Origin of the sequence: Pseudomonas sp. Kh14 (assembly GCF_900291005.1) — a bacterium.
Taxonomy (GTDB): Bacteria; Pseudomonadota; Gammaproteobacteria; order Pseudomonadales; family Pseudomonadaceae; genus Aquipseudomonas; species Aquipseudomonas alloputida.
In genome coordinates this window covers 20,009-41,187 of record NZ_OLKJ01000033.1, presented here as the reverse complement: position 1 = coordinate 41,187, position 21,179 = coordinate 20,009, and the positions used below count along the sequence as shown (strand labels likewise).

Here is a 21,179-nt window from a genome sequence, read left to right as displayed (position 1 = left end):
CGTTCGACACGCAGGTATTTCAGACGAGCGGTTCGCTTAACCCAGCAATCCTGCGGCGATGTTGATAGTGAATCCCAGAATCGCTGTATTGAATAAGAAGCCCACCAGCGAATGCCCCAGTACCACCCGTCGCAACCCACGCCCGGCGACGCCCACGTCCGAGGTTTGCACCGCCACGCTGATGGTGAACGAGAAGTAGTGGAAGTCCCAGTAATCCGGGTTGCGCTCGCCATCAGCGAAGCGCAGCGGCGGTTCGTGGGTTTGCCCGGTGTAGAACAGGCGGGCGTAATGCAGGCTGAATATGCAGCCGATCAGCAGCCAGGAACCGACCACGGTCAGGCCGGTGTACAGGTAGTGCAGGGCGAGGGCCGTGCCTTGCAGGCCGCGGCTGGAGACCAGTTGCAGGGTGACCGCGGCAAGGCTGGCGATGGCGGCGATGCACACGGTCAGCAGGACCAGGCCTGCGTTCTCGTCTTCGACGCCGGCGACCTTGCGGACCTTTTCCGGGCTGGCTGTCCAGCTCAGGTAGAGCACCAACAGCAGGTACAGCCACACCCCCAGGTTCCAGCCAGCGAGGATATGCTGCACGGTATCACCGGCGGGGATCAGCCAGGCGCCAGCGAGGCCGACTACAGCGGCGATGCTCAGGCGGGGGTGTGTGCGGGTCAGGCGATGGAAAGCCATGGGGCCTCATTCACAATGGGTATGGCTTGTACTCTAGACCGTCATAGGGTTGGGCGGGATGCGCAATACCCTGCAGGGGCTGGGGTTTCTTTGAGTCCCCCATCGCACGGCATTGCAACTCTCAGTACACTGCACGTTCCAACACCAACATCCGTTGAACTCGAGGTTTTTGCATGACGCTCAGTCCTTTGGCAGGCAAGCCGGCTCCGGCCAGCGTGCTGGTCGATATTCCCCGGCTGCTTACCGCCTATTACACGGGCCGCCCAGACGCTGCCGTGGCGGCCCAGCGCGTGGCCTTCGGCACCTCGGGGCACCGGGGCAGTTCGCTTGAGTTGAGTTTCAACGAGTATCACGTCCTGGCCATTAGCCAGGCGATCTGCCTGTACCGCCAGGAAAAAGGCATCGATGGCCCGCTGTTCATCGGCGCCGATACCCACGCCCTTTCAGCGCCGGCGACCGCCAGCGCTCTGGAGGTGCTGGCCGCCAATGGCGTGCAGGTGATGCTGTCCAAGGATGACGAATACACGCCTACGCCGGCGGTTTCCCACGCCATCCTCTGCCACAACCGTGGCCGCACGCAGGGCCTGGCTGACGGTATCGTCATCACCCCGTCGCACAACCCGCCGCAAAGCGGTGGCTTCAAGTACAACCCGCCCAACGGCGGCCCGGCCGACAGCGACGTGACCAAGTGGATCGAGGGCAAGGCCAACGAGCTGCTGGCGGCTAACCTGGCGGGCGTCAAGCGCATGGACCATGCCCAGGCGCTGCAGGCGCCGACCACCCACCGCCACGACTACGTCAGCAACTATGTGGCCGACCTGAAAAACGTCATCGATTTCGATGTCATCCGTGGCGCTGGGTTGCGCCTGGGCGTCGACCCGCTGGGCGGGGCAGGGGTACGCTACTGGTCGGCCATTGCCAAGCACTACCAGCTGGACCTGGAAGTGGTGAACACCGAGGTCGACCCGACCTTCCGCTTCATGACCGTCGACTGGGACGGCCAGATCCGCATGGACCCTTCCTCACCGTATGCGATGCAGGGCCTGATAGGCCTGCGCGAGCGCTTTGACGTGGCCTTCGCCTGCGACCCGGACCACGACCGCCACGGCATCGTCACCCCTGACGGCCTGCTGCAACCCAACAACTACCTTGCCGTGGCCATCGACTACCTGTTCCGCCACCGCCCGCAATGGCGCACTGACGCCGCCGTGGGCAAGACCGTGGTCTCCAGCGGCCTGATCGACCGCGTTACCCAACGACTGGGCCGCGATCTGTATGAGGTGCCGGTAGGCTTCAAGTTCTTCGCCCAGGGCCTGTTCGACGGTTCGCTCGGTTTTGGTGGCGAAGAAAGTGCAGGGGCTTCGTTCCTGCGTCGCGATGGCTCGGTGTGGGCCACCGACAAGGACGGGTTGATCCCGGCCTTGCTGGCCGCCGAAATGACCGCCCGTACCGGGCGTAACCCGAGCCAGGCTTATGCCGACCTGACCGACGCGTTGGGCAAGCCGTTCGCCACCCGTGTCGAGGCCAAGGCCGATGCGCGGCAGAAGGCGTTGCTGAGCAAGTTGGCGCCGGAGCAGGTGAAGTCGACCGAACTGGCCGGTGAGCCGATCGTGCAGATCCTCAGCCACGCCCCAGGCAATGGCCAGGCGATTGGCGGGCTTAAGGTGATGACTGCCAATGGCTGGTTCGCCGCGCGCCCGTCGGGTACTGAAGACATCTACAAGATCTACGCCGAAAGCTTCATCGACGAGGCGCATTTGCAGCGTCTGGTGCAGGAAGCACAAGTGCTGGTCGATGAAGCAATTGCCTGACCGGTAACAAACCGCTTGGTTCTGTGGTGTGATGTAAATTAGAATTAATCTTATTTACTCCGCCGCAGGACCCTCCTCATGATCGACGCCGCGCCGCCACCGGAGCCTGGCCTGCCTGCCCTGTACCGGGAGCATCGCGGCTGGCTTGAAACCTGGCTGCGCCGGCGTATGGGCAATGCCTGGGATGCCGCCGACCTCAGTCAGGATACCTTTCTGCGCATTCTGGCCAGCGCCCAGCCGCTGGCAGACATACGCGAACCGCGTGCCTACCTGCTGACCGTGGGCAAGCGTTTGCTCAGCAACTTCCACCAGCGACGTAGCTTGGAGCAGGCCTACCTTGATGCCTTGGCGCAGTTGCCCGAGCAACACGTGCCGTCGCCAGAACAGCGCTGGGTACTGCTCGAAACCCTGCAAGCACTGGATGAGTTGCTCGACGGCCTCAAGCCGCCGATCCGCAAGGCCTTTCTCTGGAGCCAGCTGGAAGGCTTGGGCTACGCCGAGATTGGCCAGCGCCTGGGCGTCTGCCAGCGCTCGGTGAAACGCTACATGGCGCAGGCTTACGAACATTGCCTGTTGGCCGAGTTGCAATGAGCCCCCACCCCCCAGAAACCCGCGAGGCGCTGCGTGCTGCAGCCCGTTGGCTGGCATTACTGGATTCTGGCGACGCAAGCGAATCTGACCTGCAGCGTCTGGCGCAATGGCGCGCCAGCAGTCACCTGCACGAAGACGCCTGGCAAAAGGCATCGCTGTTGCGAGCGCGGTTTGCCGGGTTGCCCGGCGCATTGGCGATGGCCGCCCTGGATCGCCCGGATGCCGGTCGTCGGGCACTGCTCAAACAAGCCCTGGGTGTGTCGGCGTTGTTGCCGGTGGCCTGGCTGGTGAGCCGTGAGCTGCCGCTGGATGCCTGGACCGCCGACATGCGCACCGCAGTAGGAGAGCGCAGGCAGGCACTGCTGAGCGACGGCACCTTGTTGCAGTTGAACACCGACAGTGCGGTCGATATCGAGCTGGGTGCAGGCCGCGTGGCACTGCTGCGCGGTGAAGTGGCCGTCAGCGTGCCCGCTAACCTGAGCCTCACCTTGCAGGTGCCTTACGGCCGGGTGGTGCTCAGTGAGGGCGAGGCGTGCCTGCGCCTGCTTGATGAGGGCTGCCGGGTGTCGGCGATCGAGGGTTCAGTCAGCCTGCAGCCGTTGCGTGGTCCAGCCGTGATGCTGCAGGCCGGCCAACAGGCCAGTTTGCAGGCGGCCGGCGTTGGCCCTGTCAAAGCGTTCGACGCATGGCAACTGGGCTGGCGCGAAGGCACGCTAAGGCTGGACGACCGTCCGTTGGGCGAGTTGCTGCGCGAACTGCGCAGGTATCGCCCTGGCGTACTGCGCTGGGCACCAGAACTGGAGCGCTTGCGTGTGACCGGCACGTTCCGCCTTGACGACACCGACCGGGTGTTGGCCCTGCTCGCCGCCAGCCTGCCGTTGCAAGTGCAGACCCGCACGCGTTATTGGGTGAGCCTGACCGCGCGAGAAAATCGAGCATGAGGCTGTCCCCTTTTTTTCACTCGCCGGTCATTACCGGTAGGAGAAAATAAAAGGGGAGCCTTGTTCAATGCCTGCAGTAAAATCCTGCCGCCTGCGCCCACTGGCGCGCGCAGCACATCCATTGTTCGCGATGAGCCTGCTGTTGTGTGTACCCGCCTGGGCCGATGAGCCGGCCCGGCGTACGTTCCAGGTGGCGCCAGCCAGCCTGGGTGCCGCCTTGACCCATTTCGCCGACCAGGCCGGTGTCAGCCTTTCGCTGGACCCGGCATTGGTAGAGGGCCGGCAAAGTAACGGCTTGTCCGGTCGTTACAGTGTCGATGAAGGCTTCAATCAGTTGCTGCGCAGTAGCGGCCTGCAGGCGCTGCCGGTGGGTGAGGGGGCCTTCACCCTGATGCCAGCCCCCCAGGCCAGTGGCGCTCTGGAAATTGCCCCCACCAGCATCGTCGGCGGCCTGGCCGCAGGCAACCAAACGCAGCCGTATGCCGGTGGCCAAGTGGCACGCCAAGGGGCACAAGGCTTGCTCGGTTCGCGCGACTTCATGGAAACCCCGTTCAGCATCACCAGCTACACCAGCGAACTGGTCAAGAACCAACAGGCGCGCACCTTGGGCGAGCTGATTGCCAGTGACCCTTCGGTGCGTGCTACCAACCCGGCGGGCGGGCGTTTCGAGCAGTTCACCATTCGCGGCTTCAGCCTGTTCAACAGTGATGTGGCCTACAATGGCCTCTATGGCATCTTGCCGACGTATTCGATCGACATGGAAATGGCCGACCGGGTCGACATCATCAAAGGCCCCAGCCAGTTGATCAACGGCATATCGCCGCGTGGCAGCGTGGGCGGCGGTATCAATGTGCAGCCAAAGCGAGCCGCTGACAAGCCGATCACCGAATTCACCGGCAGCTACGCCTCGGCCGGCCAGGCTGGCGGCGCAGTGGACATCGGCCGTCGCTTTGGTGAAGGCCAGCAGTTCGGCGTGCGCTTCAATGGCGTGAAGCAGGCCGGCGATACCGAATGGGACCACCAGCGCGTCGACCGCGAAATGGCGGTGCTGGGCCTGGATTTTCGAGGCGAGCGCCTGCGTCTCTCGGCGGACCTGGGCCACACCGAACGCGACACCGACGCCCCGCAGGAGCGTGTGCTGGTCGGTGCCAATGCCAAGGTGCCCAATGCCAATGACGTACGCCACAACTACGCCCAGGCCTGGAGCAAGGCGCGTACCAACGACACCTTCGGTGCGCTGAACGCCGAGTACGATATCAGCGAATCGCTGCTGGCCTATGGTGCGGTCGGTGCGCGCAAGAGCAACCATGACTTCCTGCGTCATAACGTGTCGATCACCAACGATGCCGGCGACTTCACCGTGCAGCCGCGTGACTTTACCCGGGACGAATCGGTGCGCACCGCCATGGCCGGTTTACGTCACTGGTTCCATACCGGCCCGGTGAGCCACGAGCTGAACCTGGCCGCCAGCTATTACTACATGGACTTCACCAACGGCGGTGCGCGCTATGCCGCGTCGCCGAGCAACCTCTACAACCCGGTAGCCGCACCGGCACCCGGTACGCCAACCCGCCTCGACCCCGAGGTCTACACGGAAAACCGCTTCTCTGGCGTGGCCCTGGCCGACACCCTTGGCTTTTTCGACGACCGCCTGCTGTTGACCCTTGGGGCGCGCTGGCAGCGGGTGCAGGTGGATGACTGGAGCGACGGCGTCAAAGGCGATACGGGCTATGACGAAGAAAAGGTCTCGCCTTCTGGGGGCGTATTGCTCAAGGTCACCGACCAGCTCTCGTTGTACGCCAACTACATGGAGGGCCTGAGCCAAGGCAAGATAGCCCCATCGACCTCGATCAACGAAGACCAGATCTTCCCGCCGTTCACCAGCCGCCAGATCGAGGTGGGGGCCAAGTACGACCTCGGCCAGGTGGCCTTTACTGCCAGCGCCTTCCGCATTCGCCAGCCGGCCTACGAGACCAACCCCGCCTCGCGGGTGTTCGGCCCCAATGGCAAGCGTGACAACCGCGGCATCGAGCTGAGTGTGTTCGGTGAGCCGGTGCAGGGCGTGCGGGTGTTGGGTGGGGTGATGTTTATCGACAGCGAACTGACCGACACTGTCGGCGGTGCCTACGATGGCAACCGTGCGCCGGCCACGCCCGAATACAACGTCAATCTGGGGGCTGAATGGGACGTGCCAGGGGTGAACGGCCTGACCTTCACAGCGCGCGGCATTCACTCAAGTTCGCAGTACCTGGACCAGAACAACAGCAAGCGCATCGACGGCTGGGAGCGTTATGACCTGGGCGCACGTTACGCCTTCAAGGTGGACGCCACCGAGGTTACCGTGCGGGCCAGTGTCGAGAATGTGCTCGATGATCGCTACTGGAGCTCGGCGGGAGCGTCGGATGACAGTGAGCCGGGGTTGACCCTGTCTACGCCGCGGACCTATCTGCTCTCGGCCACGGTCGGCTTTTAAACCGAACCCTTGTATACCTACCCAGCGGGAGCGGGTGCGATAGGGAATCAGGCGACTCGGTGGGGCGGTTGCGTAGATGATCAGCCCGGCGCAAGCGCCCGCCCCAGCTTCTGCGCCTGCCCCTGCAACACCCGCATCAACTGCAGCGCCGCATGCGATGGCGGCTCGAAGTGCGAATAGACGAAGCTGATATCGAAGTGAATGTCATCGGCCAACGGCACCACCGCCAGCCCGCTGTCCTGTGCAACGAACTCGTCGATCACGCTGATGCCCATGCCTTGCTTGACCAACGCCACAGCCTCGTTGGCATTGGTGAACGACAACGGTGAGTTCAGCTGCAGCCCGCGGCGCCCGATGTGTTCGGCCAACAGCTTGCCAAACGGCATGTCGGGCCGGAACAGCAGCAACGCATGGCCCTCCAGCTGCTGCAAGGTCAGCGCGGGCTGACCGGCCAAAGGGTGACCCGGCGGCATCACCACCACCATGCGTCCACGCATGAACGCTTGCGAATGCAGGTGGTCGTGCACCACCGGCAGGGCGGCGATCGACAGGTCGACCTTTTTCGACAAGATCTGATTGGGCATTTCGCCCATCAACGAGGTTTGCCACTCGATATTCAGTGACGGTGATTCACGCTTGAGCTGGGCCAGGGCCATCGGGATCACCACCGTGGACAACGATGCACTGCACGAGATACGCAGCTTGCGCTGGCCGCCAGCGCCCAGCGCGAGGGCGCATTCGTTGACCTGCAACGCTGCCTGGTACACCCGCTCGACCTCGCGAAACAGCACCTGCGCTTCGGCCGTCGGCACCAGGCGGTTGTTGACGCGCTCGAACAGCGGGTAGGCCAGGCGCGCTTCGATGTACTGGATCAGCTTGCTCACCGCCGGCTGCGACACATACAGCAATTTGGCCGCCGCGCTGATCGAGCCCGTCAGCATCACCGCCCTGAACACTTCCATGTGCCGCAGCTTGAACACCATGGGGCTTGCGTCCGCGCCTTCGTTGCCAAGCAGCATGTGTATTACCTTCGGTTATGGTTTTCGCCATCTGGGTATGAGCGTCAAAGCCGGCCACACAGTATCGTGAACCCCGGCCTGACCGCCCTTGCGGCGCACAATAACAACATCTGCAGGCAAGCGCAGTGGCGCTTGACGGGAGTGCTGTGTGAACATATTTGATGAAGCGAAGATCGATTGCCATAACCATTTGTTTGACCCCGCCCGTTTCCCCTATCACCCCGATGCACCCTATGCGCCCTCCGGCCAGGAGGTCGCCACCCAGGCGCAGTTCACCCGAGTGATGGACGCTTACGGCGTGCAATATGCCTTGCTGGTGGGCCCCAACAGCGGCTACCACACCGACAACCGCTGCCTGCTGGATGCCTTGGCCAGCGGGCAGGGGCGGTTCAAGGGGGTGGCGGTGGTCAAGGCGGACATCAACCTCGATGCGCTGGCGGCCTTGCAGGCGCAAGGCGTGGTGGGTATCGCCTTCAACCCCGCGCTGTACGGGGTAGCCAGCCTAAAGGGCGTTGACGGGCTGTTCGGCAAGCTCGCCGAGCTTGGCCTGTTCGCCCAGCTGCAGGTGTGTGACGACCAGTTGCTGGATCTGCACGGCCTGCTGCAAGGCTCGCAGGCTCGTCTGTTGATTGACCATTGCGGCCGCCCGGATGTCGCTGCCGGTGTGCAGCAAGCCGGCTTCCAGGCGTTGCTGCGGCTGGCCGACAGTGGCCGCGCCTGCGTGAAGCTGTCAGGCATGCAGAAGTTTGCCGCAGCGGATGCCTTGTTCGAACAAAGCAGTGCATACGTGCAGGCCCTGCTCGAAGCCTTTGGCGCCCAAGCCTGTGTGTGGGGTTCGGACTGGCCGTTCATTCGCCAGCCCGCGCGGGTGGACTACGGCCCGCTGCTGAAGCTGGCCGAGCGCCTGATGCCGGATGCCCGGCTGCGCCGCACAGTGATGTGGGACACCCCTCGGCGATTGTTCGGGTTTGCCTAGCCGGTGGCCTGCGTGGCATCGGCCTGGCGACAGCCTTTACCACGGGTTTTGTGTTCGGCCTCGGCGGAGGGAGGGCGGCCTATTGAATGGACAGGACTTGGCACACCTGACGGCGTTGGAGCTGGCGCCGGGTAGCCAGCCGCGCGCGAAATGCGGGCGACGTGTCAGCGTGGAAGTGTCGCCCGTTGGCGTGCCCGCACCTCAGCGCTTGCAAGCTGCGGCACGGGCAACCCAGGCGTGGCTGGACGGCAGGTGACAGTCACCACCCGCCATTCAGGCCTACGGTCATTGCTGATCGGGTACCACGGCGATGACGTCGATCTCCATCAGCCACTCGGCCTGGGCCAACCCGGCCACCACCAACCCGGTGGAAATCGGGAACACGCCCTTGAGCCACTTGCCCACCTCTTTGTACACCGGCTCGCGGAAGCGCGGGTCGGTGATGTAGGTGGTGGTCTTGACGATGTGCGACAGGTCCGAGCCCGCTTCTTCAAGCAGTTGCTTGACGTTCTTCATCGCCTGTTCGGTTTGTGCGCGCGGGTCACCCAGGCCCACCAGCTTGCCTTCGAAGTCGGTACCGACCTGGCCGCGCACGTAGATGGTATTGCCCGCCCGCACGGCCTGGCACAAGTCGTTGTCCAGGGTCTGGTTGGGGTAGGTTTCCTTGGTGTTGAACATGCGGATGCGAGTATGGGTAGGCATCAGTGGGCTCCGAGGGTGCTGACATTGCTGATCTTGGCGGTTTGCTGCTCATCCGCTGCGCGTTGCTCGCGGTCGCGGTAGGCGGTGTAGGTACGTTGCGTGGCGATGTGGCCGGCGACGTGCTTGGCGTCGTGCCACACCCCCCAGATGAACGATGAACCACGGCGCGACAACCACGGCAGGCCGAGGAAGTACACGCCCGGTTCACGGGCCACACCACGCTGGTGCTGGGGCTTGCCGTTGGCATCGAAGGTGTCTACCTGCAGCCAGCTGAAGTCCACGCCGTAACCGGTGGCCCAGATGATGCTGCTGACGCCGGCCTTGGCCAGGTCCAGCTGCTGCAGCGGGTTACGCATGCACTCCGGGTCGGCCAGGCGCTGGCGGGCTTCGGGCTCTTCCGGCAGGTCCAGGCCGTTGCGTTCGATGTAGGCATCGGCCGCATCCAGCAGGGCCAGGTAGTTGTCGTCTCCGCGGTTGATGTTCTCGACCAGGTTGTCCTGGAAGCGCGCTACGCCGTTTTCGAACGACTGGGTCAGGCCGACCAGGGTCATGCCCTGGTGGGCGAGGGCGCGGAAGTCCACGGTGTGGCCACCACGGGCGCCGCTGACTGCGATGGTCACATGCTCGCGACCGGGCTTGGCAATTTCCGCGTCCCACTCGCCCAGCACGCCCAGCCACCAGCAGAAGTCGCGGTTGCGGTAGGCACGCGGCGGGCGGTCGTGGGCGCCGACCGACAGGTACACCTGGCGCCCGGCGCGCATCAATTCCTCGGCAATCTGCACACCGGAAGAACCGGCACCGACCACCAGCACCGCGCCTTCAGGCAACTGCTCTGGGTTGAAATAAGCGGCGGAATGAATCTGGTGCAGGTTGCTGTCTTTCGGCGCGATGGCCGGGATCACCGGTTTCTGGAACGGGCCGGTGGCAGCCACGACGCGATTGGCGCGAATCACGCCTTCACTGGTGTCGATGGTGAAGCCAGGGCGGTCGCTGTTACGCACCACGCGCTTGACTTCAATGCCGGTGCGCACGGGCAGGTTGTACTTGCGTACGTACTGCTCGAAGTAGTCGGCCACCTGGTCCTTGCCGGCGAATGCATCGGCGTCGAGGTTGAATTCCAGCCCCGGGAAGCGGTCGTGCCAGGCCGGGCCGTTGGCGACCAGCGAGTCCCAGCGGCCGGTACGCCAGGCCTGCGCGATGCGGTTGCGTTCCAGCACCAGATGCGGCACGCCAAGCTTGCTCAGGTGTTCGCTCATGGCCACGCCGGCCTGGCCGGCGCCGACGACGAGGGTGTCGATTTCGAGGTTGTTCAGTGTCATGTCCGAGCCCTTGTTCAGGCGGTTTTTGTCAGGTCGGTTTGGAGGACCGCCGTTGCCTGGAGCCAGACTAGGGATGCCGTCGAAATGGCGAAAATAGTATTTAGCTGGTGCTTGCCGATAAAACGGCGAAGGCCTTGAGTTCTCTGGCCTGTGGGCCGGGTTGGCCGGGTGGGTGACGTAGTTTTTCGAGCGGGTGCGGAGGGCGGGCCCTAGAGCATAGTTTTTTCCTGCCTACCCCCTCGGAAAAAGGTCGTTTCGCCCGCCCGAAGGTTCCACTCAGAATGCCGTGTATCGCACAGCACAACAGGAACCATGACATGACGTTCTCCATCATCGGTCGTTGCCAGGAAACCGGCCAGGTAGGTATCGCCATCAGCTCGTCGAGCATCGCCGTGGGTGCCCGTTGCCCCTGGGTGCGTGCCGGTGTGGGCGCGGTCTCGACCCAGAACATCACCCTTCCGGCGCTGGGCCCGCAGATTCTCGATGCCCTGGAGCATGGCCAGTTGCCGCCCGCCGCTGCGCTGGACAGGGTGCTGAGTGCCAATGGCTGGAGTGAGTACCGCCAGGTCACGGTGATCGACAGCCACGGCCAGGTAGCACTGTTCACCGGGCGGGAAGCACTGGGAACTCACCATGCAGTGGCCGGCGAACAATGCGCGGCGGCCGGCAACCTTTTGTCCTCGACCCAGGTGATCGAAGCCATGGTGCTGGCCTTTGAGCAGGCCGGCGGCCACCTGGCCGACCGCCTGCTGGCAGCCATGCACGCGGCAATGGCCGCAGGTGGCGAAGCCGGGCCCGTGCACTCGGCGGCGCTGAAGATTGCTGGCGAGCTGACCTGGCCGCTGGTGGACCTGCGCGTCGATTGGGCCGACAGTGATCCGATCGGCGTGCTCGATGACCTGTGGCAAGCCTATCGCCCGCAGATGCAGGATTACGTCACCCGCGCCCTCAACCCGACCGCCGCGCCAAGCTATGGGGTGCCGGGCGATGAGTGAATTTGCCAGTCGCGCGCTGCTGGCCCGGCTGATCGGCTTTGCCACGGTGAGCCGCGACTCCAACCTGGCGCTGATCGGTTTTATCCGTGATTACCTGGCCGAGCTGGGGGTGGAGTGCGAGCTGTTCCATAACCCGGAGGGCACCAAGGCCAACCTGTTCGCCACTGTCGGTCCCAGGGATGTTGGCGGTGTGGTGCTGTCCGGGCATACCGATGTGGTGCCGGTGGATGGCCAGGCCTGGACGGTCGATCCGTTTGCCCTGAGTGAGCGTGACGGCCGCCTGTATGGCCGCGGCACGGCCGACATGAAAGGCTTTATCGCCTCGGTGCTGGCTGCTGTGCCCGCGTTTCTCGCGCAGCCGTTGCGCATGCCGGTACACCTGGCGTTTTCCTACGACGAAGAAGTCGGTTGCCTGGGTGTGCGCTCGATGCTGGCTGCCCTCGAAAAGCGCCCGTGTAAACCACGGCTGTGCCTGATCGGTGAACCCACCGAACTCAAACCGGTGCTGGGGCACAAGGGTAAGCTGGCAATGCGTTGCCAGGTACAGGGCGCAGCGTGCCATTCGGCGTACGCGCCGTATGGGGTGAACGCCATCGAGTATGCGGCGAAACTGATTGGCAAGTTGGGTGACATCGGCGATGCCCTGGCACAGCCGGCCCATCACGACAAGCGCTTCGATCCGCCGTTCTCCACGGTGCAGACCGGCGTGATCAAAGGGGGCAGGGCGCTGAACATCGTGCCGGCGGAGTGCGAGTTCGATTTCGAAGTGCGCGCGCTCCCAGGGTTCGAGGCGCAGGCGGTGGCCGACCAGTTACAAACGTATGCGCAGGCGGAGTTGTTGCCGCGCATGCGCAAGGTCAATTCCGCCAGCGCCATTCGCCTGGAGCCGCTGAGTGCCTATCCGGGGCTGGCGACACCGGAAGACAGCGAGGCTGCGCGGTTGGTGGCGCTACTCAGCGGCTCGGATACGTTCGGCACGGTAGCGTTTGGTACCGAGGGTGGCTTGTTCGACCAGGCGGGCATCCCCACCGTGGTGTGCGGGCCTGGCAGCATGGACCAGGGCCACAAGCCGGATGAGTTTGTCAGTGTCGAGCAGTTGCGCGGCTGTGATGCCATGCTGCTGAGGCTGGTGGACTACCTCAAACAGGCTTGAGGGTTGCGCCGGCGGATGGGGCCGCAGTGCGGCCCCGGCGGTTCAGAAGGTCGCCTTGACCTGCAGGCCGACCACGAGTGCGTTGTCGATGTCTTTGCCCGAAAACGCCCCTGGCTCGATGATGTATTGCACATCCGGGCGCAGGTTCAGCCATGGCGTGGCCTGGTAGCCGTAGCTCAGTTCGATCAACTGTTCGGCGCTGTCGATATCCGGGAACTGCTGGCCGGCGTTGAACGCGGCATCCTCCAGCACATCGCGGCTACGCGGGTTGGGTACGGCGCGGCCGTAACCCAGTGCCACGGTATCCTTCGGGCGGCCTTCGAACGGCTTGTACAGCACCACGCCGGCGCCATACCACTTGGTGAACGGCGAAGCCGCCTTGCTCGACGCCGAGTACTGGCCGAAGGCGTGCAGGCTTCGGCCTGGGGAGGCCGGGTCGTTCCACACCGCCTGGTCGACCAGCAGGTAATGGCCACCCCGGCCGGACACTTCATCATCACTGCCGATGCGTTTCACATCAGAGCTGTCGTAGTAGTAGCCAAGCTTGTACTCGCCTGGCAGTTCACCCTGCAGCTTGTATACCAGTTCTACCGGTACCACGGTGCCGGTGGTGTGCTTGGGCCCCAGGTGCCAGGCGCGGCTGGAGTTGCCGTTGCTTTCGGGATCGACGTTGAACGCGGCCACGCGCAACTGCCAGGCAGGTGACAGGTCGTACTTCACGCGCACGCCGAGGTGGGCGTTGGGGTAGTTGGTCCAGCCACTGCCGCCGGACATGTTCAGCGGGTGGCCGCAGAAGCCGGCGTTCATGAAGTTGCACAGGATGCCGCTGTCCAGGCCGCCGAGGTCGTTGCCCATGGCCATGTAGCCGAGCTTGACGTTGAGCGCCGGGGTGAACAGCGTGCGCTCGTAGCTCAGCTCGGTCAGGCGGGTGTACAGGCCGCCGAAGTTTTCCTGGATTGGCAGGCGGTTGCCTACCAGGTCTTCCGAGGCGCTGTTACCGCGGCGGTCGTTGATGGTCAGCTGGACCTTGCCGCCGTTGTCCAGGCCGTACAGGTTCGACAGGTCGAACTGCACGCCCAGCTTGACGTTCTGCGAATAGCGCGCCGAACGGTGCAGGCCGCCATGGGCGTTGTAGGCGGTTTCACCGCTGTAGTCACCGGTGATCTTGACGCCGTCTTCTTCGAGTTGATGGCGCAGGCCGCCCCAGTCACCGGTCAGGGTGCTGCGGGTCATGAGGTCGTCGCTGGCAAGGGCAGTGGTGCTGGCCAGGGCCAGCAGCAGGGTGGCGGTGATGCGAATTGCGGATGGCATTACAGAATCTCGGATTGTCTTTGAGGGGCATTCGCGGGCAAGCCCGCTCCTACAGGGGCCTTGTAGGAGCGGGCTTGCCCGCGAAGCAGGCGACGCGGTCTTACGGCAGAGCGTAAGAAATCACATAGTCGCCGCGGTCAGTCGACTGGCGGGCGCCGCCAGCGGTGATCACCACGTACTGCTTGCCGGTCTTCGGCGAGACGTAGGTCATCGGGCCGCCCTGGCTGCCCACTGGCAGGCGAGCCTTCCAGATTTCGTTACCGTTGCTGCTGTCGTAGGCGCGCAGGTAGAAGTCCTGGGTACCTGCGATGAACACCAGGCCGCCTTGGGTCGACAGGGTGCCGCCAAGGGTTGGCAGGCCGATCTTGATCGGCAGGTGCATGCGGATGCCGAGCGGGCCGGTGTCTTCAACGGTGCCTACCGGCACCTGCCAGGCCACCTGGCGGGTTTTCATGTCGATGGCGGTCAGGGTGCCGAACGGCGGTGCCTGGCATGGAATGCCGGCGACCGACAGGAAGCGGTTCTTGTTCACGGCATACGGGGTGCCCTTGAGCGGTACCGCGCCCATGCCAGTGTTCAGTGCTTCGCCACCGGAAGCCGCGCCACCTTTGTTCTGCGACGGGATCATCTGGATCCACAGGCCCAGACGCATGTCGTTGACGAAGATGAAGCCATGTACCGGGTCGGTAGAAATGCTGCCCCAGTTCATGCCACCCAGCGACCCCGGGAAGCTCAGCGACAGGTCGGTACCCGGCGCGGTGTACAGGCCGTCGTAGCGCATCTTCTTGAAGTCGATGCGGCACAGCAACTGGTCATACGGGGTGGCGCCCCACATGTCCGATTCGGTCAGGGTCTGCGCGCCGATCTGCGGCATGCCCACCGACTTGGGCTGGGTTGGGGAGTACGGCTCGTTCGGGATGTTGCTTGGCTTGACCGGTACTTCGTCGACCTGGGTCAGCGGCTTGCCAGTGGCGCGGTCGAGCACGTAGATCTGCCCGGCCTTGGTGCCGATCACCACCGCAGGTACCGACTTGCCGTCGTCCTTGGTGAAGTCGATCAGGCTTGGCTGCATGGGCAGGTCGAAGTCCCAGAGGTCGTTGTGCACGGTCTGGAACACCCATTTCTGGTTGCCGGTGGTGGCGTCCAGGGCCAGCACCGAAGCGCCGTAAGTGTGGTCCAGTTTGCTGCGCTCTACGCCGTAGATGTCGGTGGACGACGAGCCCATCGGCAGGAACACGGTGTTCATCGCCGGGTCGTAGGACATCGGTGCCCAGCTGTTCGGGGTGCTGCGCACGTAGGTCTTGTCGCCCTGGGGAGCCTGGCGATCTTCCGGGTTGCCCGGGTCGAAGGCCCAGCGCATTTCACCGGTGATCACGTCAAAACCACGGATCACGCCGCCTGGCATGTCGGTCTGGACGTTGTCGGCAACACGGCCGCCGACCACTACGGTAGTGCCGGCCATCAGCGGTGCCGAGGACAGCTGGTAGTAGGAGTCCGGTACATCACCCAGGCCTGCCTTGAGGTCGACCTGGCCGTTGTTGCCGAAGCCCTGGCAGAACTCGCCGTTGTCAGCGTCGACGGCAATCAGGCGGCCGTCGATGGTGTTGGTCAGCAGGCGACGCTGGCAGTTGGCACCGGCCGCTACGCTAACGCCGGTGATCGGCGAGCTGTTCGGCTGGGTTGGCTGGGCGATGGCTGCAGTGGCGTCGAAGTAGGCCATGCCACGGCAACGCTGCCAGACCTTGGACTGGGCGTTGATTTCGTTCTTCCACAGCTCTTTGCCGGTGTCGGCATCGAGTGCGATCAGGTTGTTGTGCGGGGTGCAGATGAACACCTTGCTGCCGATCTGCAGCGGGGTGAGCTGGTCTTCGGCACCGTTGCCGTCACTGATTGCAACGTCGCCGGTTTGGTAGGTCCAGGCCACTTTCAGCTTGTTGACGTTGTCACGGTTGATCTGGTCCAGTGCGGCGAAGCGGCTGCCACCTTCGGTGTTGCCGTAGTGGGCCCAGTCTTTCTGTTCCTTGCCGGTTTCGACCGGGGTCATGCCCGGGCCTTTGCCGGTGGGCGCGACGCTTGGGTGGGCAACGAACATGTTGCCGACCGCGATCACCAGTACCACGGCCATTACCCCGGCTACGCCGTACGCACCGCGCCCGGCGCTGGCGCCGTTGGCACGCGCCAGCAGCGGGTAGACCAGCGCCACGACCATGCCGATTGCGCCAAACATGAACAGGCGCGAGAACAGCGGCCAGAACACCAGGCCCGCATCGATCAGTGCCCAGATGGCAGTACCGACCAGGAACACGGCATACAGCCAGGCACCCGCCTTCTTGCGGCGAGCAATGAGGACACCGGCGATGGCCATGGCCAAGCCGCCGATCAGGAAGTACCAGGAACCGCCCAGACCGGCGAGCTTGACGCCGCCAGCAGCGAGGAGGAGGCCGAGCAGGGCGATGATCACGCCCAGGCCGACCAGGATGAAGTTTGTGGCGCCAGAGGCGCGCGGTGTTTCTTTCATGCCAGGGATCTCAGCAGGTGGAATGCGCGCAGTTTAAGCCCTTAGCTTGCTAATTAACAAGTTGGTACATAATTGAGCGAGGCTGATTGTCGCAGGGCTGAACTTACGAAGATGTGGCCAAAAGTATAGATAAGGTGCTGAAAAGCGCATTGAACGAGGCGTTCATGACGCCTCTTCGATTTGTATTCATGCTTTGGTCGTAAGCCCAACCTTGCACGGCGTCGGGACAACTGCACCTTGTGCGCGGGCAGGCATGGCCCCTTCATACCGGCCATGGGGTGCTGCTGCTATAGAACACCGCGAGCCAGATGGTGGCCGTGCCGGGCGCGGTCCATTCCACGCGGTGGCGGTCATGCGGGGGGATGTCCAGACAATCGCCCGGCGCCAGCAGGCGGGTGTGATGCTCGTGCTCGAAACGCAGGGCGGCAGCACCACTGAGCAACATGATCCACTCGCCTTCGGCCTGGTCGTACCAGAAGCCGGGTGGGCTGGCCTGCCCGCTGGAGACGATACGCTCCACGCGGATGCCCGGGCGGCTGAGCAGTTCGTCGATACGTTCGGCGCTGGCGGGGTCGCAGGGCGGAAGGGCGGTCAGCAGGTTGTTCAGGGTCATGGTAAGCCTCCTTGGAAATGGGTTGATTCCACTATGGACGCAATCGCCTTGGCGCGCGCGGCTTGACCCGCCCGGCTGTTTGTAAGAACTTTCCGAGTTTTTGGAAGACGGGCTGAACATGGACAAGCTGCTGGCGATGAAAATGTTCGTGGCCACTGTCGATGCCCAAGGCTTTTCTGCTGCCGCGCGCAGGCTAGGGCTGGCGACATCGTCGGTGACACGTCTGGTCGATGCCCTGGAAGCGTCGCTGGGCGCCACCTTGCTCAACCGCTCGACGCGCCAGGTCAGCCTGACCGAGGCCGGCGCCCGTTACTACCAACGGGCACGGGGCATTTTTGAAGCACTGGACGAGGCTGATGCCAGCATCGCCGATCGCGGCGAGGAGCCTGTCGGTGTACTGCGCCTGAGCCTGCCAGTGGAGTTCGGCCGGCGGGTCATCGCCCCGCACCTGGGGCCATTCCTGGCGCAGCACCCGGCGCTGGAACTGGACATCGACCTCAGCGACCGCCTGGACGACTTGCTTGACGGGCGTTATGACCTGTCGATTCGCCTGGGTGACCCCTCGCCCAATGACGAGCTGGTGTGCCGCCGGCTCGGCGGTTTTCAGCGTTGGCTGGTGGCCAGCCCGGCCTACCTGGCCGGGCGTGAGCCACTGCAGCATCCCAGGGAGTTGCTTGACCATGCCTGCCTGCGCTTTCGCTATGGGCACAAAGCACGCCCCTGGCGCCTGACCTGTGGCCAGGACAGCCTGGAACTGGACGTAAGCGGGCCATTGCGCAGCGCCAATGCCGACATGTTGCGTGAAACGGCACTGGCAGGCAGTGGTATCGCACTGCTGGCCGACTGGCTGGTACGCGAGGATGTGCTGGCAGGGCGCCTGCAGCGGGTATTCCCCGACTGGCAGGCCAGTCCTGGCGCAGCCAATAGCAGCATCAACGCCCTGTATATGCCCAACCATCGTGGCTCACGGCGAGTAAACGCCTTCATCGACTTTTGCGAAAATTTGCTCATACACGGTAACTAGTGTTGCGCAGTGCGCAAAGCCGCATTGCGCCACCGTCGGATTCTCGGCGCTGACGTCCATGGGTAAGGTGGCCGACATACATCCAACCCTTGTCGAGGAACTTCGCATGAACCCCTCCCTTGCGACAGCGCAACCGGCAGCCGCCAGCCTGAGCCGGGCTCTGGTATTGCTGCTGGCGTTCTGCTGCGGCGCGATTGTCGCCAACATCTACTACGCCCAGCCCATCGTCGGGCTGATCGCCCCGGACCTGGGGCTGTCCACCGAGCATGCCAGCCTGATCGTTTCCCTCACTCAGCTGGGCTATGCCCTGGGCCTGTTATTGCTGGTACCGCTGGCCGACCTGCTGGAAAACCGCCGCCTGATGGTGGCCACCGCGGTCCTGGCCTGTGTCAGCCTGCTGCTGGCAGGCACCAGCAGCAGTGGCCAGGGTCAGCTGTTCCTGGGTTACGCATTGCTGATCGGCTTCAGTTCGGTCTCGGTGCAGATGCTCATCCCGCTGGCGGCGCATCTGGCGCCGGAGCAGCAGCGTGGACGTGTGGTCGGTAACATCATGGGCGGCTTGCTGCTGGGCATCCTGCTGGCGCGACCGCTGTCGAGCCTGGTGGCCGACCACTTCGGCTGGCGTGCGGTGTTCATTGGCGCCGCCGGGGTAATGCTGGCGATCATCCTGTTGCTGTCATTGACCTTGCCGCAGCGGCGGCCCGAGCACAAGGCCAGCTATGCCGGGCTGATGCTGTCGCTGCTCACACTGCTGCGTCGTTATCCGCTGTTGCGCCAGCGTTCGTTGTACCAGGCATTGATGTTTGCAGCGTTCAGCCTTTACTGGACGGCAGTGCCGATGGCGCTTGCCGGGGAGCATGGCCTGTCACAAAGCCAGATCGCCGTGTTCGCCCTTGTCGGCGCGGTGGGCGCCGTTGCTGCGCCCTTGGCCGGCCGCCTGGCCGATGCCGGGCATGCCCGCGCCGGTTCGCTGCTGGCGCTTTTGCTGGCGCCGGCGGCCTTGTTACTGGGGCTGACAGTGCCGGGTTACAGCGTGATTGGCCTGGGCCTTACCGGTGTGTTGCTGGACTTTGCGGTGCAGATGAACATGGTCATCGGCCAGCGTGAAGTGTACGCACTGGACCCGGCCAGCCGCGGGCGGCTGAATGCGGTGTACATGACCAGCATCTTCCTCGGCGGGGCGCTGGGGTCGGCAGTGGCCAGTGCGCTGTTCAGCCAGTTTGGCTGGCATGGCGTGGCACTGGTGGGGGCGGGGTTGCCGGGTGTGGCGCTGGTTGTGTTTCTACTCAAAGCACGCCGGGGTTGAACCGTTACGCGGTGCAGGGCACGGGCTTCGCCCGTGTTCGCGGGCCCGCTATCGGCCAAGCGGCAGCGCCAGGCCAATCAAGGCGAACAGGCTCCCGCAGCAGCGATTGAAACCTTTGCCACCCTTGGCCAGCCATGGCCGAATACGAAACGCCAGGCGCGCCAGCAGGTATTCGACCAGAAACTCGACGCTGGCAAAGGTTGCGGCCATCACCGCAAATTGCAGCACCAGCCCTCGCTGTGGGTCGATGAACTGCGGCAGGAAGGCACCATAGAACAGCAGCACCTTGGGGTTCGCCATGGCCGAAAGCAGGCCCTGGCGAAACAGTCCGGCATTGCCCAGCCGCGCGCTGTGGGCGGTCAGTTCCAGCTGCAGACCCGGACTGCGCCACAGTTGAATGCCCAGCCAGATCAAATAAGCCCCACCCACCCATTTCAGGACGCCCAGCACCGCCGCCGAGGTCTGTAGCAGTGCGCTGAGGCCGAACATGGTCAAGGCGATGAGGGCGCTGAAACCCAATACCCCGCCCACGATGGTGAACAGCGTTCGCCGTGCGCCATAGAGCGCGCCATGGGTCAATGCCAACAGGCTGTTAGGCCCCGGGGTCAGCGACAGGCCGATGCTGGCCAGCAGGTAGATGAGCCAGGTGTCCAGTGCCATGTTGAAAATTGCCTTGTTCGAGAGAGGGCGACAGTCTATGGCGCAACGCTCAAGCTGAAAGAGTAATATCTGGTCATACAAGGGTCTTTTCTGGACGTGGTTTCATGCCGCCTGACATCCGCTTGCTGATCATGCCGTTACCGGATTTTGCCTTGCTGCCGTTTGGCGCCTTTCTCGACAAATTGCGCTTCAGCGCCGACGACGAGGACTACAGCCAACAACGCTATTGCAGCTGGACGGTGGCGGGGCTCAGCTTCGAGCCGGTACCGTCGAGCAGTGGTGCGGTGCTGCAGGTCGAGGCCATTGCCGATCAGCTTGACCTCGCCCTTTTCGACTACCTGGTGGTGTTCGGCGGTCGCAGTGCCATGGCCACCGCGGCGCTGGCGCCACGTTACCAGGCTCTGCTCAGGCAGGCCGCCAAGGCGGGTGTCAAGCTGGTGGGGGTCGACAATGGCGCCTTCCTGCTGGCTGCCTGCGGCCTGCTGCAGGGGCACAAGGTGGTGGTGCACTGGCGTCACGAAGCCGAGTTTCGTGCTGCTTTTCCGCAGTTGCAGCTGCTGCGCGAGCAGTTGTACTGCATCGATGGCAACCGCATCACGTGCGCCGGTGGCACTGCCGCCATAGACCTGGCCGTTGCACTACTGTCACGCGCTTGCGGGCGAACCCGTGCGCTCAAAGGGCTGGCTGACATGCTGGTGGACGAGACCCGTGACAGCCGTCACGCCTTGCGCTCGCTGGAGCTGGGTGCTGGTCAGGGGCGGCAGGTGCAGCGGGCGCAAGCGCTGATGCGCCATCACCTGGGCACGCCGTTGGCCGTGGAGCAGCTGGCCGCAGAACTGGGCATCAGCCGGCGTCAACTGGACCGGCAGTTCCAGGCCAACCACGGTATGAGCACCAAGGCCTGGTGGCTGGAGATGCGCTTGCAGCAGGCGCGCTGGCGTTTGCTCAACTCCAGCCACAGCCTGGCGCAGATTGCCGATGAGGTGGGCCTGGGTGATGCCAGCTACCTTGGCAAGTGCGTGCGGCGTCGGTTTGGTTGTACGGCCCTGCAGTTGCGTGCAGGTCATTACCCGCTCACGTGAT

The 21,179-nt window shown here is 64.0% G+C and carries 18 protein-coding genes; 10 read left to right on the top strand and 8 right to left on the bottom strand.

What is annotated here, in order from left to right:
• Window positions 1-36 precede the first annotated feature (36 nt).
• Window positions 37-684, bottom strand: coding sequence for a DUF1345 domain-containing protein (locus tag FQ668_RS16940; RefSeq protein WP_019437089.1), 648 nt, complete (start codon window positions 682-684; stop codon window positions 37-39).
• A gap of 173 nt (window positions 685-857) precedes the next feature.
• On the opposite strand from FQ668_RS16940, the gene pgm reads away from it, so the two are divergent.
• From pgm to FQ668_RS16920, 4 genes are all read left to right on the top strand, one after another.
• Window positions 858-2,495: a phosphoglucomutase (alpha-D-glucose-1,6-bisphosphate-dependent) gene (gene pgm, locus FQ668_RS16935; RefSeq protein ID WP_014590701.1), complete on the top strand. Its 1,638-nt coding sequence runs from the start codon at window positions 858-860 to the stop codon at window positions 2,493-2,495.
• Window positions 2,496-2,573: 78 nt separating this feature from the next.
• Window positions 2,574-3,086: a sigma-70 family RNA polymerase sigma factor gene (locus FQ668_RS16930; protein WP_012052087.1), complete on the top strand. Its 513-nt coding sequence runs from the start codon at window positions 2,574-2,576 to the stop codon at window positions 3,084-3,086.
• The gene (locus FQ668_RS16925) at window positions 3,083-4,027 is read left to right on the top strand and encodes a FecR domain-containing protein (RefSeq protein WP_014590702.1); all 945 of its coding nucleotides are present in this window, start codon (window positions 3,083-3,085) and stop codon (window positions 4,025-4,027) included. The genes FQ668_RS16930 and FQ668_RS16925 overlap by 4 nt, the downstream gene beginning before the upstream one ends.
• A 67-nt stretch (window positions 4,028-4,094) precedes the next feature.
• Window positions 4,095-6,500 carry a TonB-dependent receptor gene (locus tag FQ668_RS16920; RefSeq protein ID WP_019437088.1) on the top strand — a complete coding sequence of 802 codons (2,406 nt, stop codon included), beginning with the start codon at window positions 4,095-4,097 and terminating at the stop codon, window positions 6,498-6,500.
• Window positions 6,501-6,580: 80 nt separating this feature from the next.
• Here FQ668_RS16920 and FQ668_RS16915 read toward each other — a convergent pair whose 3' ends face one another.
• The gene (locus FQ668_RS16915; RefSeq protein WP_019437087.1) at window positions 6,581-7,519 is read right to left on the bottom strand and encodes a LysR family transcriptional regulator; all 939 of its coding nucleotides are present in this window, start codon (window positions 7,517-7,519) and stop codon (window positions 6,581-6,583) included.
• 148 nt (window positions 7,520-7,667) lie between these two features.
• Between FQ668_RS16915 and FQ668_RS16910 the strand changes: the two genes are divergently transcribed.
• Window positions 7,668-8,495, top strand: coding sequence for an amidohydrolase (locus FQ668_RS16910; RefSeq protein WP_019437086.1), 828 nt, complete (start codon window positions 7,668-7,670; stop codon window positions 8,493-8,495).
• 285 nt (window positions 8,496-8,780) lie between these two features.
• Here the strand turns inward: FQ668_RS16910 and FQ668_RS16900 are convergent, their stop codons facing one another.
• Window positions 8,781-9,197, bottom strand: coding sequence for a RidA family protein (locus FQ668_RS16900; RefSeq protein ID WP_014590706.1), 417 nt, complete (start codon window positions 9,195-9,197; stop codon window positions 8,781-8,783).
• Window positions 9,197-10,516, bottom strand: coding sequence for an NAD(P)/FAD-dependent oxidoreductase (locus tag FQ668_RS16895; RefSeq protein ID WP_010954426.1), 1,320 nt, complete (start codon window positions 10,514-10,516; stop codon window positions 9,197-9,199). The genes FQ668_RS16900 and FQ668_RS16895 overlap by 1 nt, the downstream gene beginning before the upstream one ends.
• A 317-nt stretch (window positions 10,517-10,833) precedes the next feature.
• Between FQ668_RS16895 and FQ668_RS16890 the strand changes: the two genes are divergently transcribed.
• Together FQ668_RS16890 and argE are read left to right on the top strand one after the other, a co-directional pair.
• On the top strand, window positions 10,834-11,511 hold the full coding sequence (locus tag FQ668_RS16890; RefSeq protein WP_019437085.1) for a DUF1028 domain-containing protein: 678 nt from the start codon (window positions 10,834-10,836) through the stop codon (window positions 11,509-11,511).
• Window positions 11,504-12,664 (top strand): acetylornithine deacetylase, encoded by a 1,161-nt coding sequence (gene argE / locus FQ668_RS16885; RefSeq protein ID WP_014590708.1) that lies wholly within the window; start codon window positions 11,504-11,506, stop codon window positions 12,662-12,664. Before FQ668_RS16890 ends, argE begins: the two co-directional genes overlap by 8 nt.
• 42 nt (window positions 12,665-12,706) lie before the next feature.
• On the opposite strand, the gene FQ668_RS16880 is transcribed toward argE, so the two are convergent.
• The 3 genes from FQ668_RS16880 to FQ668_RS16870 all read right to left on the bottom strand — a co-directional run bounded on the left by FQ668_RS16880 (window position 12,707) and on the right by FQ668_RS16870 (window position 17,106).
• On the bottom strand, window positions 12,707-13,975 hold the full coding sequence (locus FQ668_RS16880; protein WP_019437084.1) for a carbohydrate porin: 1,269 nt from the start codon (window positions 13,973-13,975) through the stop codon (window positions 12,707-12,709).
• Between the two features lie 100 nt (window positions 13,976-14,075).
• On the bottom strand, window positions 14,076-16,493 hold the full coding sequence (locus FQ668_RS16875; RefSeq protein ID WP_019437083.1) for a glucose/quinate/shikimate family membrane-bound PQQ-dependent dehydrogenase: 2,418 nt from the start codon (window positions 16,491-16,493) through the stop codon (window positions 14,076-14,078).
• Between the two features lie 262 nt (window positions 16,494-16,755).
• Entirely contained in the window at window positions 16,756-17,106 is a 351-nt protein-coding gene (locus FQ668_RS16870; RefSeq protein ID WP_019437082.1) for a cupin domain-containing protein, read from the bottom strand.
• A gap of 118 nt (window positions 17,107-17,224) precedes the next feature.
• Here FQ668_RS16870 and FQ668_RS16865 point away from each other — a divergent pair, with 118 nt between their 5' ends.
• Window positions 17,225-18,130 (top strand): LysR family transcriptional regulator, encoded by a 906-nt coding sequence (locus tag FQ668_RS16865; protein WP_019437081.1) that lies wholly within the window; start codon window positions 17,225-17,227, stop codon window positions 18,128-18,130.
• Window positions 18,131-18,236: 106 nt separating this feature from the next.
• Window positions 18,237-19,436 (top strand): MFS transporter, encoded by a 1,200-nt coding sequence (locus FQ668_RS16860; RefSeq protein WP_014590713.1) that lies wholly within the window; start codon window positions 18,237-18,239, stop codon window positions 19,434-19,436.
• A 48-nt stretch (window positions 19,437-19,484) separates the two neighbouring features.
• On the opposite strand, the gene FQ668_RS16855 is transcribed toward FQ668_RS16860, so the two are convergent.
• Window positions 19,485-20,096 (bottom strand): LysE family translocator, encoded by a 612-nt coding sequence (locus FQ668_RS16855; RefSeq protein ID WP_014590714.1) that lies wholly within the window; start codon window positions 20,094-20,096, stop codon window positions 19,485-19,487.
• A gap of 104 nt (window positions 20,097-20,200) precedes the next feature.
• Here FQ668_RS16855 and FQ668_RS16850 point away from each other — a divergent pair, with 104 nt between their 5' ends.
• Window positions 20,201-21,178 (top strand): GlxA family transcriptional regulator, encoded by a 978-nt coding sequence (locus tag FQ668_RS16850; RefSeq protein ID WP_019437080.1) that lies wholly within the window; start codon window positions 20,201-20,203, stop codon window positions 21,176-21,178.
• Window position 21,179: the final 1 nt, after the last annotated feature.

Bases quoted from the DNA above. Each gene is read 5' to 3' on its own strand.
- FQ668_RS16940 (WP_019437089.1), bottom strand. From the start codon at position 684: ATGGCTTTCCATCGCCTGACCCGCACACACCCCCGCCTGAGCATCGCC.
- pgm (WP_014590701.1), top strand. From the start codon at position 858: ATGACGCTCAGTCCTTTGGCAGGCAAGCCGGCTCCGGCCAGCGTGCTG.
- FQ668_RS16930 (WP_012052087.1), top strand. From the start codon at position 2,574: ATGATCGACGCCGCGCCGCCACCGGAGCCTGGCCTGCCTGCCCTGTAC.
- FQ668_RS16925 (WP_014590702.1), top strand. From the start codon at position 3,083: ATGAGCCCCCACCCCCCAGAAACCCGCGAGGCGCTGCGTGCTGCAGCC.
- FQ668_RS16920 (WP_019437088.1), top strand. From the start codon at position 4,095: ATGCCTGCAGTAAAATCCTGCCGCCTGCGCCCACTGGCGCGCGCAGCA.
- FQ668_RS16915 (WP_019437087.1), bottom strand. From the start codon at position 7,519: ATGCTGCTTGGCAACGAAGGCGCGGACGCAAGCCCCATGGTGTTCAAG.
- FQ668_RS16900 (WP_014590706.1), bottom strand. From the start codon at position 9,197: ATGCCTACCCATACTCGCATCCGCATGTTCAACACCAAGGAAACCTAC.
- FQ668_RS16895 (WP_010954426.1), bottom strand. From the start codon at position 10,516: ATGACACTGAACAACCTCGAAATCGACACCCTCGTCGTCGGCGCCGGC.
- FQ668_RS16890 (WP_019437085.1), top strand. From the start codon at position 10,834: ATGACGTTCTCCATCATCGGTCGTTGCCAGGAAACCGGCCAGGTAGGT.
- argE (WP_014590708.1), top strand. From the start codon at position 11,504: ATGAGTGAATTTGCCAGTCGCGCGCTGCTGGCCCGGCTGATCGGCTTT.
- FQ668_RS16880 (WP_019437084.1), bottom strand. From the start codon at position 13,975: ATGCCATCCGCAATTCGCATCACCGCCACCCTGCTGCTGGCCCTGGCC.
- FQ668_RS16875 (WP_019437083.1), bottom strand. From the start codon at position 16,493: ATGAAAGAAACACCGCGCGCCTCTGGCGCCACAAACTTCATCCTGGTC.
- FQ668_RS16870 (WP_019437082.1), bottom strand. From the start codon at position 17,106: ATGACCCTGAACAACCTGCTGACCGCCCTTCCGCCCTGCGACCCCGCC.
- FQ668_RS16865 (WP_019437081.1), top strand. From the start codon at position 17,225: ATGGACAAGCTGCTGGCGATGAAAATGTTCGTGGCCACTGTCGATGCC.
- FQ668_RS16860 (WP_014590713.1), top strand. From the start codon at position 18,237: ATGAACCCCTCCCTTGCGACAGCGCAACCGGCAGCCGCCAGCCTGAGC.
- FQ668_RS16855 (WP_014590714.1), bottom strand. From the start codon at position 20,096: ATGGCACTGGACACCTGGCTCATCTACCTGCTGGCCAGCATCGGCCTG.
- FQ668_RS16850 (WP_019437080.1), top strand. From the start codon at position 20,201: ATGCCGCCTGACATCCGCTTGCTGATCATGCCGTTACCGGATTTTGCC.